Raw genomic sequence first — 15934 nt, 5'->3', positions numbered from 1 at the left:
CGGGGGGTGAGCGTCCAGACTTCCAGCATCATCGACGGCGTCGCGGGCGACTTCGCCGCCCGCCTGCTTGGCTGGTACGACCGCGCCGCGCGCGAGCTGCCCTGGCGTATCGCGCCGGGGAGCGACGCCGTTCCCGCCCCTTATCGCGTGTGGCTGGCCGAGGTGATGCTCCAGCAAACCACCGTCGCCGCGGTCGTGGGTTATTTTGCGCGCTTCACCAGCCGCTGGCCGACGGTCGCCGATCTCGCCGCGGCCGACGATGCCGACGTCATGGCGGCGTGGGCGGGGCTTGGCTATTATGCCCGCGCGCGCAACCTGCTCGCATGCGCGCGCGCGGTCGTTCGCGACCATGGCGGACGTTTTCCGGATAGCGAGGCGGCGCTGCGCGCGCTGCCGGGGATCGGCGATTATACCGCCGCCTCGGTCGCGGCGATCGCCTTTGGCCGTCCGGCGGTGGTCGTCGACGCCAATATCGAGCGCGTGATCGCGCGTCACCGCCTGATCGAGACGCCGCTGCCGATGGCGAAGCGCGAGATTCGCGTGGCATTGGCGCCGCTGGTGCCGGCGGGCCGGCCGGGCGATTTCGCGCAGGCGCTGATGGATCTGGGCGCAACCATCTGTACGCCGCGCGCACCGGCGTGCGCGATCTGCCCGCTGATGGCCGATTGCCACGCGCGCGGGCGCGCCGACGTCGAGCGCCTGCCGGTCAAGCCGCCGAAAAAGGCGAAGCCGCATCGCCACGGCCTCGCGCACTGGATCGAGCGCGATGCGGCCATCTGGCTGGTCCGCCGCCCCGACAAGGGCATGCTCGGCGGGATGCGTGCGCTGCCCGGCGGCGACTGGACCGACGCGCGTCCCGCCGAGTCGGGAATCACCAGCGTCGACCATGGCTTCACCCATTTCGACCTGACGCTGACCCTGGTGCGGCGCGAAGTCCCCGATGCCGCAGCGGAAGGCGAATGGTGGCCGATCGCGGACCTTGACGCGGCGGGGCTGCCGACGCTCTATCGCAAATTGACCGACAAGATGCTGGAGAGAGACGCATGAACATGATGGTTTCGCGCCGCGCGCTGATGGGCGGGATGGCGCTGGGCGGCGCCGCGGCGCTGCTGCCGCGCGCCGCGCTCGCGTGGAAGGCCGACGGCGCCGCGCTCTATCCCGCGACCAACGCGTTCATCAAAGGCTTCGTCGAGCGGCGCGAACTCGCGGGTACGCTCGCCGCTATCGGCAAGGGGCAGGAGGCGCCGCTGTTCCTCGGCGCCGGGGTTCAGTCGAACGATTCGGCGACGCCGGTCGGTCCCGACACGCTGTGGCGTCTCTATTCGATGACCAAGCCAGTCACGGGTACCGCCGCCATGCTGCTGATCGAGGACGGCAAGATGAAGCTCGATCAGCCGATCGCCGATTTCCTGCCCGCCTTCGCGAACGTGAAGGTTCAGAATACGCCCGACGGGTCGATCACCGATGTCCGGCCCGCGAAGGGGCCGATCACGGTGCGCCAGCTGCTCACCCACACGGCGGGGCTCGGCTATAACATCATCCAGAAGGGGCCGATCAAAAAGGCCTATGACGACGCGGGCATCGTCGGCGGGCAGGCGAGCCGCCTGCCGATCCCGGGGCTCGCGCCGGTGACGCCTGCACCCAGCCTCGCCGTCATGGCCGACCGGCTCGCGGCGCTGCCGCTCGTCTATGAGCCCGGCACCAAATGGAGCTATTCGATCAGCCTCGACCTGATGGGGCGGTTGATCGAGGTCGTGTCGGGGCAGCCGTTCGACGCGTTCCTCAAGGCGCGGCTGTTCGACCCGCTCGGCATGACGAGCACGGGCTTCATGGTGAACGCGAAGGACGTCGGGCGCTTCACGAGCAATTATGCGCCCTTCGGCGGCGCGCTGATTCCCTTCGATCCCGCGACAAGCTCGATCTATCTCGACCCGCCGCCCTATCCGTTCGGCGGCGGCGGGCTCGTGTCGAGCGCGCGCGATTATGACCGCTTTCTCGCGATGCTGCTCGGCGAAGGCGCGACGGGCGGGAAACGCGTGATGAAGCCCGAGACCGCGCGGCTTGCGATGTCGAACCTCATCGCCGACAGCGTCGACCGCAAGGGCACCTTCATCGACGGGCAGGGCTTTGGCGCGGGCGGCCGCGTGTCGCTCCCGACCTCGCCGGGCGGCGAGGGGATTTTCGGCTGGGCGGGCGCTGCGGGGACGATCGGCTTCGTGCACCGCAAACTCGGCTATCGCGCCGCGGGTTATACGCAGATCATGCCGCCCGACGCGGTGCCGTTCCAGAACAAGTTCGGTGAGACTTTTTTCAAGGACGTGATGGCCTGATGCCGCTTCCGCTCGGCTTTACCGGGGCGTGGCTCGACCGCGCCGACCAGCTTCGCACCGACGCGGCACGGTTCGCGGAGGCCGTCGCCGACCCGCGCGCGCGCTGCCTGCTGCTCGACGGCATCGATTTCGTGCCGGGAGAGGGCGGCGGGCTGCGGTGGGAATCGCTCGACCCGGCCGATGACCGTGCGCTGATGCTGCTCGGCATCGACGACGCCGGCATCCCGCATTTCGTCCGCGAAGCGCCCGCAGGTGCGCGAATCGACGCACGGTCGCGCACCGTGATGCGGCTGCTTCCCTTGCTCTCGGCCGCGGAAGCGGCGCTGTACGGCGGCGCGCGCAGCCTCGTCGATTGGCACGCGCGGCACCGTTTCTGCGCGGTGTGCGGGGCGCCGACCGGCCTGTTCCGTGGCGGCTGGGGCCGGCGCTGCGACAGCTGCAACGCCGAACATTTTCCGCGCGTCGACCCCGTCGTGATCATGCTCGCCGAATATGAGGGCCGCGTGCTCGTTGGGCGCCAGCCGGGTTTCCCGCCGGGCTTCTTCTCGGCGCTCGCGGGGTTCGTCGAACCCGGCGAATCGCTCGAGGAGGCCGTCGCGCGCGAACTGTGGGAAGAAGCGGGTATCCGCGTTTCGGGCGTCAGCTATGTGGCGAGCCAGCCCTGGCCCTTTCCCTCGTCGCTGATGATCGGTTGCCGCGCGGTCGCGCACGATCCCGCGCTGACGCTCGACACGACCGAAATCGAGGCGGCGATGTGGGTCGACCGGGCCGAGGTGCGCGCCGCGCTGGCCGGCGACATGGGTGCGCCGTTCATGGCGCCGCCGCCGCTGGCGATCGCGCGCCACCTGCTGGAAGAATGGGCGGCGGGTTAGAAGCGCTTGCCGGTGATCCGGCTGATTTCCTTCGCCACCATCGCTTCGACGAGCGAGGGCAGGTTGGTGTCGAGCCAGTCCTTGAGCATCGGGCGTAGCGCGTCGAGGACGACATCTTCCATCGTGCGGCCGGCGACGGTCGGGGCTGCAACGGTTGCGGCGGTAACCGCAGGCGCAACCGCCGCGGTCAGCGCTTCGAGTGACTGGCGCGCCGCGTCGGCGCTGGCGTCGGAGACGAGGTCGTCGGTTGCGGGCACGGCTTCGGCAGCGGCGTCTTCTTCGTCCTGAAGGTCGAGAATATCGTCAGCTTCGGGAACGCGAAGCTCGCGCACCGAACCCGGCGTTTCATCCCGCGCGATCACGCGCCGAATCGACGACAAGATATCTTCCATCGACGGTTCCCGCGACATATCGCCCATACCAAACCCCCTAAACCATCGCGATTACCGGATGGTTAACCGACTTCTTACCGATTCGGGTCGTATCTTGCCAAGCCCTATTGTTTCGGCCCGACCTCGACATAGGCGGGGACGCTGGCGGTGGCGGCGGGAACGGCCTTGGTATCGGTCGCCACCTGCTGCGGCGCCGGATCGTCGGCCCAATCCCAGATTTCGCCCTTCACCCGGCGATAATTGACCTCGGGGTCGTACAGCGCGCCGCCCTCGATGCCGAGATCGCGCGCTTCGGCCTTGCCCATCGCGGCGAGGACCGAAAAGGCTGCGACATAGGAGTTGCGCCGCGCCGACACGAGCTGGACCTGCGTGTTCAGATATTCCTGTTCGGCGTTCAAAATGTCGAGGATCGAGCGGGTGCCGACGCTGTTTTCGGCGCGCACGCCTTCGAGCGACAGGCCGTTCGCGCTCACCGCCTGCTGCGTCGCGGCGATGATGCGTTCGTTCGCCTGCCATGCGGCATAGGCACCGCGCGTCTGCGCGATCACATCGCGTTCGATCGCGACATAATTTTCGATCGCCTGGCTCGTCTGGGCCTGTGCCTGGCGTACGCGCGCCGAGGCGCGGCCGCCCTGGAAGATCGGGAGCGTCATCGACACGCCGGCGATGGTGCTCGTCGTCGTATTCTCGGACGTCGTATTGCCCGCGGGGATCGAATTCAGATTGTTGTTATAGCCGCCGGTGACCGTCGCCGACACTTTGGGCGCGCGCGTCGCCTGCGCGGCGCCGATATCGGCGCGCGAGGCGCTAAGGCGCTGGTTCGCGGCCTCGATATCGGGATTGTGGTTGAGCGCGATCGCCACCGCTTCTTCGCCCGTCGCGGGCAGGTTCGGCAGGACCGGCGGCGGTTGCAGATCCACGGGGGCGTCGCCGACGAGCCGGATATAGGATTCGCGGCTGCGGATCAGGTTCGATTCGGCGGTGCGCAAATCGCCTTCGGCCAGCGCGAGCCGGGCCTCCGACTGGGCGACGTCGGTGCGCGTCAGGTCGCCGATCTCGAACCGGTCGCTAGTCGCCTGCAGGTTGGTGCGCAGGACCGACACATTCTTCTGGTTGAGCTGGACGATCGCGATGTCGCGGATGACGTCCATATAGGCGCCGACGACCTGCGAAAAGACGCTCGCTTCGGTGGCGCGCAGGTCGGCCTGTCCGGCCTCGACGCGGAATTTTGCCGCTTTGACGGCATTGCGCACCGCGCCGCCCTGATAGATGGGCACCGAAAGCTGCGCGCCGGTCGATAGCGAACGGCCCGGCGTGAAAAAACTGTTGCCGGGGACGACCAGATTTTCCTGAAAGTCGACGCTGACGCCGACCGACGGCAGTCCCGATGCCTTCTGGATCGGGACATTTTCGTCGTTCGCGCGCTGTCCGGCGCGCGCGGCCGTCAGCGTCGGATTATTTTCATACGCCTTGGCCAGCGCGTCCTGCAATGTTTCGGCCTGCGCCGCACCGGGCAGCATCAGGGCGCCGGCCGCGAGACCGGCAAGCCAGCGGGCACGACGAAGAGTCTGTTTCTTATCGGTATCGATCATCGTGGTGTCAGCCTGAAACAAGGAGGGGTGGGGCCTTCAGAACCGGAAACCCGCCGGGGCGGCAAAGCCGGGCAGCGGGGCGACGTCCATGTCGGCAAAGCTGCGCATTGTGACCGTGCCGCCGGTCTTCACGCCTTCGACCAGCCGGGTGACCGCGCCGTCGCGCTGCGCCGCGACCAGCCGGCCGCCCTCGGCGAGCTGGTGGACGAGCGTGTCGGGCAGCGTTTCGATCGCGCCTTCGACGATGATGCGGTCGAACGGCGCGGCATCGGGCGCGCCGGCGCTCAGCGGACCTTCGACCCAGCGGATCGTGTCGTTCGTTGCGGCCTGCGCTGCGGCCATCAGCTCACTTGCTTCCTCGACCGCGGTGACCTCGGCGCCAAGCTGCGCGAGCAGCGCGGCGGTGTAGCCCGTCGCGCTGCCGACCAGCAGCACGCGTTGGCCGGGACGGATCGCTGCGGCGACCAGCATCCGGCCGGTGACGAGCGGCGCGTTGAGCGCGCGGCCTTGGCCGAGCGCGATCGCGCGGTCCATATAGGCGACGCTGGCCAGCGCGGCGGGGACATGCGCCTCGCGTGCGACCGCGCCCATCGCGCCGACCACGGCCGGGTCGATGACGTCGTTGGTCCTGAGCTGGCTGTCGATCATGGCGGAGCGCATCTCCGCCGCCGTGATTTCGCTAAACTTCGTCGCCATCAGCCTTTTCCGATTCTCTGGGCATGAACCTTTGCGGAGCAGCTCTAGCCGAAGCAATGCTGTATTGCAATAGTAATACAGCCCCGCAGCCGCATCGCCGCCGCGCATAGCTGTCAACGTGGGTGGCGCCAACCCCGCATCGCGCGGTGCGGGGCCCATCGCAGCGCCGTTCCGGCGAATCCTTGACAAGGCGGCGAAACCCCCTCACTAGCGGCGCCGTTCCACACCCGGCCGGCCCGCATATGCGGCCCGGCGTTCGGCATGAGGCCCGATGGCGGAGTGGTGACGCAGCGGACTGCAAATCCGCGCACGCCGGTTCGATTCCGGCTCGGGCCTCCACATTTCCCTCCCCCTGTTCAAACCGACGCCATGGATGTCCTAGCGTCGTTTCTTGACGACAGCCTGACGGGTCGGGTTTCCACTTGCCGTTTCGGCAGCGGCCCGGAATATTGGCGCTATCCGCCCATCGGAAAGGACGCGCAATATGGCTCATGGTACGGCCCGCATCGGCAACGATCATTATCGCACCGAAATCAATGTGAGCGGGCATGACCTGGTCGGCGACGAGGGGCCGGGGCTGGGTGGGCAGAATCTCGGGCCTGCGCCGTATGACTTCCTGCTCGCCGGGCTCGGTGCCTGCACCGCGATCACGCTGCGCATGTATGCCGATCGCAAGGAATGGCCGATGGAATCGGTCGAGGTCGGCTTACGACTCCAAAATCAGGGCGGGCTCAGGATCGACCGGGTCCTTACGATCGTCGGGCTCGATGACGAGCAAAAGGTGCGGATGGCCGACATCGCCGAGCGCACGCCGGTAACGCTCACGCTGAAGGGCGGGCTGCCGATCGACACGCGGCTCGCCTGACCGGCGCGCCACTGGACAAGTTGCAATCGACCACTTATATACCAGACGTTATGGAAATCGAAACCGCCCCCGTCGCCCCGTCGCACAAGGGCCGCCCGCGCGAATTTTGCGTCGATGCGGCCTTGGCCGCGGCGCTGCGCGTCTTCTGGTCGAAGGGTTATGAAGGCGCCTCGATGGCCGACCTGACCGAAGCGATGGGGATCACCAAGCCCAGTCTGTATGCCGCTTTCGGCAACAAGGAGGCGCTCTTCAACAAGGCGCTCGATCTCTATGAGCGCGAAAAGGCCGACTATATGCACGCAGCGCTCGACGCACCGACCGCGCGCGGCGTCGCCGAGCGGCTGATGTATGGCGCGCTCGACATGTACACCTGCCCCGAAAATCCGAACGGCTGCCTGGGCGTCATCACGTCTGTGGCGTGCGGGGCCGAGGCCGAATGTATTCGCCAGGCCGTACTCGAACGCGGCGCGGCGGCGAAGCGGGCGATGCTCGAACGCTTCGCGCGTGCCAAGGAAGAGGGTGATTTCCCGCCCGATACCGACGCCGAAGGCCTTGCCGCTTTCCTGACCGCAGTGAACCAGGGCATGTCGGTGCAGGCGGGCGCAGGGGCGACGCGCGCTGAGCTCGAACGGCTCGTCGAAACCAGCCTGAAGCTGTGGCCGGGGCGCTAGTAGAAAAATTTTTACTGCCCGGTACAGAATGCGGTTGACGCAGCGCAGCATGACTTATATACCGCCTAGTATACAAAGATAGGCTCTCCCCCGAGACCGACCGCCGCATGATCTGGATCATGCGGCGGTCGGAACCTTCATCACCGATTATTTTCCCGGGAGCGGGTCTTGTTCCGGTCGGGCGCTCGTTGGCGCTCGCCCGCAAGGCATAACAGGGAGCCGGCGCGCGCATCTTCGATGCGGGCGGCCGGAGGGGCGGTCGTCCTCTTCGAAGAGGGCCGTCCAGCAACAAGGACTGTTTCGAGACTGGACCGAAGGCACGCGCTTTCGGGGCCGGGACCCGCTGCGCCCCGCGCGCGGCCGAACCGAATAATTAGAGAAGAGGGCATCCGATGACCGTCCACACCCCGATCGAAAAGCTCGACCCCGCTGACGCGAAGGTCCGCCGCGAACTCAAAACATTGCTCCATCCCGGCCGCGGCCGCCGCGCCGCATGGATCGGGGCGTTCCTCATACTCGTCGTCGGCGCCTGGTGGCTGCTGCGCGATGGTCCGCCCCCGGCCGCTGCTGCCCCCGCGCCGGTGCTCACCGTCGCGGCGCCGATCGCGCGCGATGTGACGCTGTGGGACGACTATATCGGCCGTTTCGAAGCGTCGAAAGCGGTCGAGGTGCGTCCGCGCGTCTCGGGCGCGATCACCGCGATCCACTTCACCGACGGCCAGATCGTACGCCAGGGCCAGCCGCTCTTCACCATCGACCCCCGTCCCTATCGCGCCGCGCTCGCCGAAGCACGCGCGTCGGCAGCGAGCGCGCGCAGCGACCTCGCGCTCGCACGGCTCGAACTCGAACGCGCCGGGCGGCTCGTCGATGTCGAGGCGGTCTCGCAGAGCGAGATCGACCGCCTCCGTGCCCGCGTCAATGCCGCCAATGCGGCGCTGGCCGGGGCGGATGCCCGCATCGCGGCCCGCGCGCTCGACGTCGAGTTCACGACCGTCCGCGCGCCGCTGAGCGGCCGCATTTCGGATCGCCAGATCGATGCGGGCAACCTTGTATCGGCGGGCGATGCCGGCGGCACCTTGCTCACGACGATCAACGCGCTCGACCCGATCTATTTCACGTTCCAGGGTTCCGAAGCTTTGTTCCTCAAGACCAAGCGCGAGGGCGGCGACAAGTCGGCGGCGATCGAGGTCCGTTTGCAGGACGAAGGCGACTATCGCTGGAAGGGTCAGCTCGACTTCACCGACAACGGCCTCGATCCGCGTTCGGGCACGATCCGCGCCCGCGGCCGCTTCGCAAACCCCGAAATGTTCCTGACCCCCGGCATGTTCGGCAACATGCGCCTGTCGACCGGCCAGACAACCCGCGCGTTGCTGATCCCCGCCGCAGCGGTCCAGACCGATCAGGCGCGCAAGATCGTCTATGTCGTCGGCAAGGACGGCATGGTCGCCGCAAAGCCGGTCGAGCTCGGTCCCGAAGTCGACGGGCTCAGCGTCATCCGCGCGGGGCTGGCGCCGACCGACCGCGTCGTGATCGCCGGATACCAGTTCGCGCGTCCCGGCGAAAAGGCCGTGACCAAACCCGGCAAGATCGCCGCGGTGGCGCCGAAGCAGGGCGCGGCTGCCGCGGCCGAACCGGTGTCGGCGCAGGTGACATTCGCAAGATAACAGTTTCGTCATCCCGGTGCAGGCCGGGATCTCAGGGGAGCGTTGATTTGCTGACGTCGAGATCCCGGCCTGCGCCGGGATGACGGAGGCGCTCGCATTCCGAAGGTCAATTTCTAGACAGGGGCTCTCCCATGCGCCTATCCCGCTTTTTCATCGACCGGCCGATCTTTGCTGCCGTGCTCGCCGTCATCATCACCATCGTCGGTGCGGTCGCCTATATCGGCCTGCCCGTCTCGCAATATCCCGACATCGTCCCGCCGACGGTGACGGTAACCGCTACCTATCCGGGCGCGTCGGCCGAAACCGTCGCCGAAACGGTCGCGGCGCCGATCGAACAGGAAATCAACGGCGTCGACAATATGCTCTATATGAGCAGCCAGTCGACCGGCGACGGCGTCGTCACGATCACCGCAACCTTCAAGATCGGCACTGATCTCGACGCTGCGCAGGTGCTGGTGCAGAACCGCGTCGCGATCGCGACCCCGCGCCTGCCCGAAACGGTGCAGCGCCTCGGCGTCGTGACGCGCAAGACCTCGCCCGACTTCCTGTTGATCGTGAACCTCGTGTCGCCCGACAAGTCGCTCGATCGCGCCTATATCTCCAACTATGCGCTGACCCAGCTCCGCGATCGCCTGTCCCGTATCGACGGGGTCGGCGACGTTCGGCTGTTCGGCAACCGCGATTATGCGATGCGCGTGTGGATCGACCCCGGCCGCGCCGCCGCGCTCGACCTGACCGCGGGCGAGATCGTTACTGCGCTGCGCCGTGAAAATGTGCAGGTCGCGGCGGGATCGCTTGGCCAGCCGCCCTATGCCAATGGCAGCAGTTTCCAGCTCAACGTCGAAACGCAGGGCCGCCTGACCGACCCGAAGGATTTCGCCAATATCGTGATCCGCAGCGATGCCGACGGGCGGCAGGTTCGCGTGTCCGACGTTGCGCGCGTCGAACTCGGCGCGTCGGACTATAATTCGAACACCTATCTGCCGGGCGACCCCACGGTCATCCTCGCCACCTTCCAGCGCCCCGGATCGAATGCGCTTGCTGCGGCGCAGGCGGTCGAGGCCGAAATGGCGGCGGCATCGAAGAGCTTTCCCAAGGGGCTCGAATATCGCGTCATTTACAACCCCACCGAATTCATCGCCCAGTCGATCGACGCGGTGATGGACACGCTGCTCGAAGCCGTGATCCTCGTCGTCATCGTCATCCTCGTGTTCCTGCAGAAATGGCGCGCGGCGATCATTCCCGTGCTTGCGATCCCGGTTTCGCTGATCGGCACCTTCGTCGTGCTCGCGGGGTTCGGCTACAGCCTCAACAATCTGTCGCTATTCGGGCTGGTGCTGGCGATCGGCATCGTCGTCGACGACGCGATCGTCGTTGTCGAAAATGTCGAGCGCAACCTCGAAAAGGGGATGTCCGCACTCGAAGCGGCGCGCACCTCGATGGACGAGGTGTCGGGCGCCCTGGTTGCCATCGTGCTCGTGCTCTGCGCGGTGTTCGTGCCGACGCTGTTCCTCACCGGTCTGTCGGGCGCCTTCTACCAGCAGTTCGCGGTGACGATCTCGACCGCGACGATCATCTCGCTCGTCCTTTCGCTGACCCTGTCGCCCGCGCTCGCGGCGATCCTGCTGCGCGGCCATTCGGCGCCGGCGAACGAAGGCAAGGGCATGCAATATCTTCGCCGCGCGGGTGATGCGTTCAACCGCGGTTTCGAACGGATGAGCGACGGCTATGCGCAGCTCACCGACCGGCTGGTGCGCGCGCCGAAGAAGATGATGGTAACCTATGCGGGCCTCATCGCCGCGACCGCGGGCCTGTTCTGGGCGACGCCGACCGGCTTCATTCCCGCACAGGACCAGGGCTATTTCCTCGTCGTCGCCAAACTGCCTTCGGGGGCGTCGGTCGAGCGCACCGACGCGGTGCTGAAAAAGGTCGCCGCGCGCGTGCTGCCGGTCGAGGGCGTTCTCGGCTCGGTGATGCTCGCGGGCTTCGACGGCCCGTCGCAGACGCTCGCGCCGAACTCGGCTGCCGCCTATTTTCCGCTCAAATCGTTTGAAGAGCGGAAAAAGCTCGGCGTGACCTTCGAGGACATCATGGCCGAGGCGCACAAGCGGACCGCCGACATCACCGATGCGCAGATCGTGATCATCCCGCCGCCGCTGATCCAGGGGATCGGTTCGGCCGGCGGTTACCGGATGGTCGTGCAGGATCGCGGCGGCCATGGTTATGCGGCGCTCGCGAACGAGACGAACAAGCTGATCGGCAAGGCGAACGAAACGCCCGGGCTCGCGAACGTCTTCACCTTCTTCGACCCGACCAATCCGCGTGTTTTCGCGGACATCGACCGAGCGAAGGCGAATGCGCTCGGCGTCCCGCCCGAGCGGGTGTTCGAGGCGCTGCAGGTCTATCTGGGCTCGGCGTTCGTCAACGACTTCAACCTGCTCGGCCGGACCTATCGCGTGACCGCACAGGCCGATGCGCCGTATCGCCAGACCGTTGCCGATATCGCGAACCTTCGCACACGGTCCGATTCGGGCGCGATGGTGCCGATCGGGTCGGTCGCGAACTTCGAGGACCGCACGGGGCCGTATCGCGTGACGCGTTACAACCTCTTTCCCGCGGTCGAGATCGACGGCGACACCGCGCCGGGTTCGTCGTCGGGCGCGTCGCTGACGACGATGGAAAAGCTCGCGTCGGACTCGCTGCCCGCGGGTTACGGCACCGAATGGACGGGCATTGCCTTCCAGCAGAAGGCGGCGGCGAATACCGCGGGGATTGTCTTCGCGCTCGCGGTGGTCTTCGTCTTCCTCGTGCTCGCGGCGCAATATGAAAGCCTGATGCTGCCGCTGGCGATCATCTTCATCGTGCCGATGTGTCTGCTCGCGGCGATGGTTGGCGTAAATTTGCGCGGTATGGACAATAATGTGCTGACGCAGATCGGGCTCGTCGTGCTCATCGCACTTGCGGCGAAGAACGCGATCCTGATCGTCGAATTCGCCAAGCAGGCCGAGGAACAAGACGGGCTGTCGCCGGTCGAGGCCGCGGTGCGCGCCGCGCGCGACCGTCTGCGCCCGATCCTGATGACCAGCTTCGCCTTCATCCTCGGCGCGGTGCCGCTGCTAATCGCGAGCGGGGCGGGGGCGGAACTGCGCCAGGCGCTCGGCACCGCCGTCTTCTTCGGCATGCTTGGCGTGACGGCGTTCGGCCTCATCTTCACCCCGACCTTCTACGTCGTCGCGCGCGCGCTGAGCCAATGGTCGGCTGCACGCCGTGCGCGGCGCGGGTCGGACGGCCACGGGACCGCGCTGCCGGTCCCGGCGGAATAAGGAGCCAGATCATGATCCTTCGCAATATCCTCACCGCCGCCTCGGCGCTCGCGCTCGCCGCCTGCGCGGTTGGTCCCAACTATGCCGAGCCCAAGTCGGCCTCGGCGCCGGTCGCGACCGGGCCGTTCGTTTCGGCGAACAGCCCCGCAGTCTCGCTCGCACCGGTCGCGGGCGACTGGTGGCGGCTCTATGACGATCCCGTGCTCGACGGGCTCGTCGCCGATGCACTGGCCAGCAACACCGACGTCCGCGTCGCGGTGGCGAATATCGCCCGTGCCCGCGCATCCTTGCGCGGCGCGCGCGCCGACCGTCTGCCGCAGGGCGAGATCGGTGCGGGCGCCAATTACGGCCGCAGCCCCGAAGGCCAGCGCGTGCCGGGGGCCGATCGCGAGGACTGGGCGGTCGATGTCGGGATCAACGTCTCGTACGAGGTCGACCTGTTCGGCCGCGTCAGCCGTTCGATCGAGGCCGCGCGGGGCGATGCCGCAGCCGCCGAAGCCAATGCCGATGCGGTCCGCGTCATCGTCGCCGCCGACACGACGCAGGCCTATGCCGACGCTGCCTCCGGCGCCGCGCGGCTCGACGTCGCGCGGCGGATCGTCGACCTGCTGGGTCAGCAGGTGAAGCTGACCGAGCGGCGCAAGGAGGTCGGCATGGCGACGGGGCTCGACCTCGCACGCATCACGACGCTGCGCGACCAGCGCGCAGCCGACATTCCTTCCATCGAGGCCGAGCGGCAGGCGGCTTTGTTCCGCCTCGCGACCCTGACCGGTCGTGCGCCCGCTGCGCTCCCCGCCATCGCGGGCGATCGCAACATCAGCCTCGAGATCACCGACCCGATCCCAGTCGGTGATGGGGCGGCGCTGCTGAAGCGCCGTCCCGACATTCGCGCCGCCGAGCGCCGTCTCGCCGCCGATACGGCGCGTATCGGCGTCGCGACGGCGGACCTTTATCCGCGTATCACGCTCGGCGGTTCGGCCGGCTCGACCGGATCGGGCTTCGGCGACATATTCGGCGGTGGTCCGATCCGCTGGCTGCTCGGGCCGCTCCTGAACTGGGCCTTCCCCAATCAGGAACCCGCGCGGGCGCGAATCGCGGCGGCCGAGGCCGACACGCAGGCATCGCTCGCCGAATTCGACGGCACGGTACTGCGCGCGCTCGAGGAAACCGAAACAGCCTTGTCTTCCTACGCGCGGTCGCTCGAGCAGCGTCAGGCGCTGCGCGCCGCGCGCGACCAGGCCGAACGCGCGGCACGGATAGTGCGCGCAAAGCGGCAGGAAGGCGCGTCGGACTCGCTCGAATGGCTCGACGCCGAACGCACGTTCGCCGAGACCGAAGCGGTGCTCGCTGCGCAGGACGGCCAGATTTCGCGCCGTCAGATCGCACTGTTCCGCGCGCTCGCGGGCGGCTGGTCGAGCTGATCCATACGTCTGCATGATTTGCCAAGTCGTGGATTAGCCGGGATAGATGCCTGCCCCGGCTGATCCACGAAGGAAGAAATCATGCGGAGCCTGTTGGCCGCTTTATTGCTGCTCGCCACGACCTCGGTGTCGGCGCAGCAAGCACGCTCGTCGGAGACGGCGGTATCGCCCGACGGCAGCATCGTCCTCACCGTCTCGACCGATAATGACGAGCGGCCGATCTGGTCATTGTCGCGCAAGGGCAAGCTGCTCATCGCGCCGTCGAGTCTCGGCTTCCTGCTCACCGACGGCGCCGCGCTCCAGCGTGGTTTCCGAATCGACGGCGCCGAGCGCGGCAAGGGCGATGCGACATGGGAACTACCGTGGGGCGAACGCCGGTTCGTCCGCGATCATCACAACGAACTCCTCGTCCGCTTTCGCCAGCACGAGAGCCGCGGCGGGCATCTGATGAATGTCCGCTTCCGCCTCTTCGACGACGGCATCGGCTTTCGCTACGAACTGCCCGAACAGCCGGCGATGAAGACCGCCCGCATCGCCGACGAGATCACCGAATTCGACATCGCGTCGCCCGGCACCGCCTGGTGGATCACTGGCGGCGAATGGAACCGCTACGAGCAGATTTACCAGAAGACGCCGATCGACGGCGTGGCGACCGCGCACACGCCGATCACGATGCGCCTCGACGACGGCACGCACCTTGCTTTCCACGAGGCCGCGCTCGTCGATTATTCGGCGATGTGGCTGAAGCGCGCCGAGGGCCGCAAGTTCCGTGCGACATTGTCGCCCTCGTCGGGCGGACCGCGCGTCGTGCGCGACCTGCCGTTCGCGACGCCCTGGCGCACGATCCGCATCGCCGACGATGCGGCGGGGCTGGTGGCAAGCGATCTCGAACTCAACCTCAACGAACCGAACCGGCTCGGCGATGTCGGCTGGGTGAAGCCGATGAAATATATCGGCATCTGGTGGGGCATGATCCGCGGGCCGTGGAGCTGGGGCGAGGGGCCGAATCATGGCGCGACGACGGCGCGCGCGAAGCAATATGTCGACTTCGCCGCGAAGCACGGCTTTGGCGGGGTGCTGGTCGAAGGCTGGAACACCGGCTGGAACGGAGGTCTGTTCAACTTCACGCAGCCCGCAGCGGACTTCGATCTGAAGGCGATCACCGACTATGCGCGCAAGAAGGGCGTGACGCTGATCGGGCACCATGAAACCAACGGCCATGTCGCCAATTACGAGGCGCAGCTCGACGATGCGATGAAGCTTTACGGGCGGCTCGGCGTCACGTCGGTGAAGACGGGCTATGTCGCCGATGCGGGCGGCATCATTGCGCCGGGCGATACGCCGGGCTCGACGCGCCGGGAGTGGCACGACGGCCAGTGGCAGGTGCGCCACCACCAGCGCGTCGTCGATACGGCGGCGAAATATCGCATTGCGGTCAACGCGCACGAACCCGTCAAGGATACGGGCCTTCGTCGCACCTGGCCGAATGCGATAACGCGCGAAGGCGCGCGCGGCATGGAATATAACAGCTGGAGCGCCTTTGCGAACGGCGGCCCCGACCATGAACCGACGCTCGTCTATACGCGGATGCTATCGGGGCCGATGGACTATACGCCCGGCGTGCTGAGCCTCGCGGGGTCGAACGAGGTGCCAATGGCCTCGACGCTGGCGAAGCAGCTCGGCCTCTATCTCGCCATCTATTCGCCGGTGCAGATGGCGGCCGACCGGATCGAGAATCTGGCGAAGTATCCGCGCGAACTCGCCTTCATCGGGCAGGTGCCGACCGATTGGGCCGAGAGCCGGCTGATCGCGGGCGAAGTGGGCGATTATGCGATCTTCGCGCGCAAGGACCGCGCCAGCGCCGACTGGTATGTCGGCGGGGTCAACGACGGCACCGCGCGGACGCTGACGCTGAACTTCGACTTCCTTGAGGCGGGCAGGAATTACACCGCGACGATTTACCGGGACGGCGAAGGTGCCACTTACCTGACCGATGCGCGGCACCGGATCGCATATGAAACGATCCGGGTGCAGAAGGGCGACACTTACAAGCTCTGGCTGGCGCCCGGCGGCGGCGCGGCGATGCGCCTCCATCTGGGGAAATAGTG

The 15934-nt window shown here is 67.2% G+C and carries 12 protein-coding genes and 1 tRNA gene; 10 read left to right on the top strand and 3 right to left on the bottom strand.

Going from position 1 to position 15934, the window contains the following annotated elements; translation table 11 throughout:
- Positions 1–6: 6 nt before the first annotated feature.
- From VGN62_RS06295 to nudC, 3 genes are read left to right on the top strand one after another with little or no spacing between them, the layout of a single operon-like run.
- A complete protein-coding gene (locus tag VGN62_RS06295; RefSeq protein ID WP_327451918.1) occupies positions 7–1047 on the top strand; it encodes an A/G-specific adenine glycosylase in 1041 nt (346 codons plus the stop codon).
- Entirely contained in the window at positions 1044–2330 is a 1287-nt protein-coding gene (locus tag VGN62_RS06290) for a serine hydrolase domain-containing protein (RefSeq protein WP_327451916.1), read from the top strand. Before VGN62_RS06295 ends, VGN62_RS06290 begins: the two co-directional genes overlap by 4 nt.
- The gene (gene nudC, locus VGN62_RS06285; RefSeq protein WP_327451914.1) at positions 2330–3202 is read left to right on the top strand and encodes an NAD(+) diphosphatase; all 873 of its coding nucleotides are present in this window, start codon (positions 2330–2332) and stop codon (positions 3200–3202) included. Before VGN62_RS06290 ends, nudC begins: the two co-directional genes overlap by 1 nt.
- Here nudC and VGN62_RS06280 read toward each other — a convergent pair.
- The 3 genes from VGN62_RS06280 to VGN62_RS06270 form a co-directional block, all read right to left on the bottom strand.
- Positions 3199–3594 (bottom strand): DUF2497 domain-containing protein, encoded by a 396-nt coding sequence (locus VGN62_RS06280; protein ID WP_327451912.1) that lies wholly within the window; start codon positions 3592–3594, stop codon positions 3199–3201. The genes nudC and VGN62_RS06280 overlap by 4 nt on opposite strands.
- A gap of 104 nt (positions 3595–3698) precedes the next feature.
- Positions 3699–5186 carry a TolC family outer membrane protein gene (locus tag VGN62_RS06275; protein ID WP_327451910.1) on the bottom strand — a complete coding sequence of 496 codons (1488 nt, stop codon included), beginning with the start codon at positions 5184–5186 and terminating at the stop codon, positions 3699–3701.
- 36 nt (positions 5187–5222) lie between these two features.
- On the bottom strand, positions 5223–5882 hold the full coding sequence (locus VGN62_RS06270) for a protein-L-isoaspartate O-methyltransferase (RefSeq protein WP_327451908.1): 660 nt from the start codon (positions 5880–5882) through the stop codon (positions 5223–5225).
- 265 nt (positions 5883–6147) lie between these two features.
- Between VGN62_RS06270 and VGN62_RS06265 the strand changes: the two genes are divergently transcribed.
- The 7 genes from VGN62_RS06265 to VGN62_RS06235 all read left to right on the top strand — a co-directional run bounded on the left by VGN62_RS06265 (position 6148) and on the right by VGN62_RS06235 (position 15932).
- Positions 6148–6221, top strand: a tRNA-Cys gene (locus VGN62_RS06265).
- Positions 6222–6366: 145 nt separating this feature from the next.
- Positions 6367–6747, top strand: a complete 381-nt coding sequence (locus VGN62_RS06260; protein WP_327451906.1) for an OsmC family protein — start codon at positions 6367–6369, stop codon at positions 6745–6747.
- A gap of 50 nt (positions 6748–6797) precedes the next feature.
- Entirely contained in the window at positions 6798–7418 is a 621-nt protein-coding gene (locus VGN62_RS06255) for a TetR/AcrR family transcriptional regulator (RefSeq protein WP_327451904.1), read from the top strand.
- A gap of 392 nt (positions 7419–7810) precedes the next feature.
- Complete coding sequence (locus VGN62_RS06250) at positions 7811–9082, top strand: efflux RND transporter periplasmic adaptor subunit (RefSeq protein WP_327451902.1); 1272 nt, start codon at positions 7811–7813, stop codon at positions 9080–9082.
- Between the two features lie 131 nt (positions 9083–9213).
- Positions 9214–12405 (top strand): multidrug efflux RND transporter permease subunit, encoded by a 3192-nt coding sequence (locus tag VGN62_RS06245; RefSeq protein WP_327451900.1) that lies wholly within the window; start codon positions 9214–9216, stop codon positions 12403–12405.
- An 11-nt stretch (positions 12406–12416) separates the two neighbouring features.
- On the top strand, positions 12417–13826 hold the full coding sequence (locus tag VGN62_RS06240; protein WP_327451898.1) for a TolC family protein: 1410 nt from the start codon (positions 12417–12419) through the stop codon (positions 13824–13826).
- Between the two features lie 81 nt (positions 13827–13907).
- The gene (locus tag VGN62_RS06235) at positions 13908–15932 is read left to right on the top strand and encodes a glycoside hydrolase family 97 protein (protein ID WP_327451896.1); all 2025 of its coding nucleotides are present in this window, start codon (positions 13908–13910) and stop codon (positions 15930–15932) included.
- The last annotated feature ends 2 nt before the right edge of the window (positions 15933–15934 follow it).

The organism is Sphingopyxis sp., from assembly GCF_035998905.1.
In the GTDB taxonomy this organism is placed as follows: Bacteria; Pseudomonadota; Alphaproteobacteria; order Sphingomonadales; family Sphingomonadaceae; genus Sphingopyxis.
The sequence above is the reverse complement of the archived record's forward strand: the minus strand, read 5'-3'. Positions and strand labels throughout refer to the sequence as shown.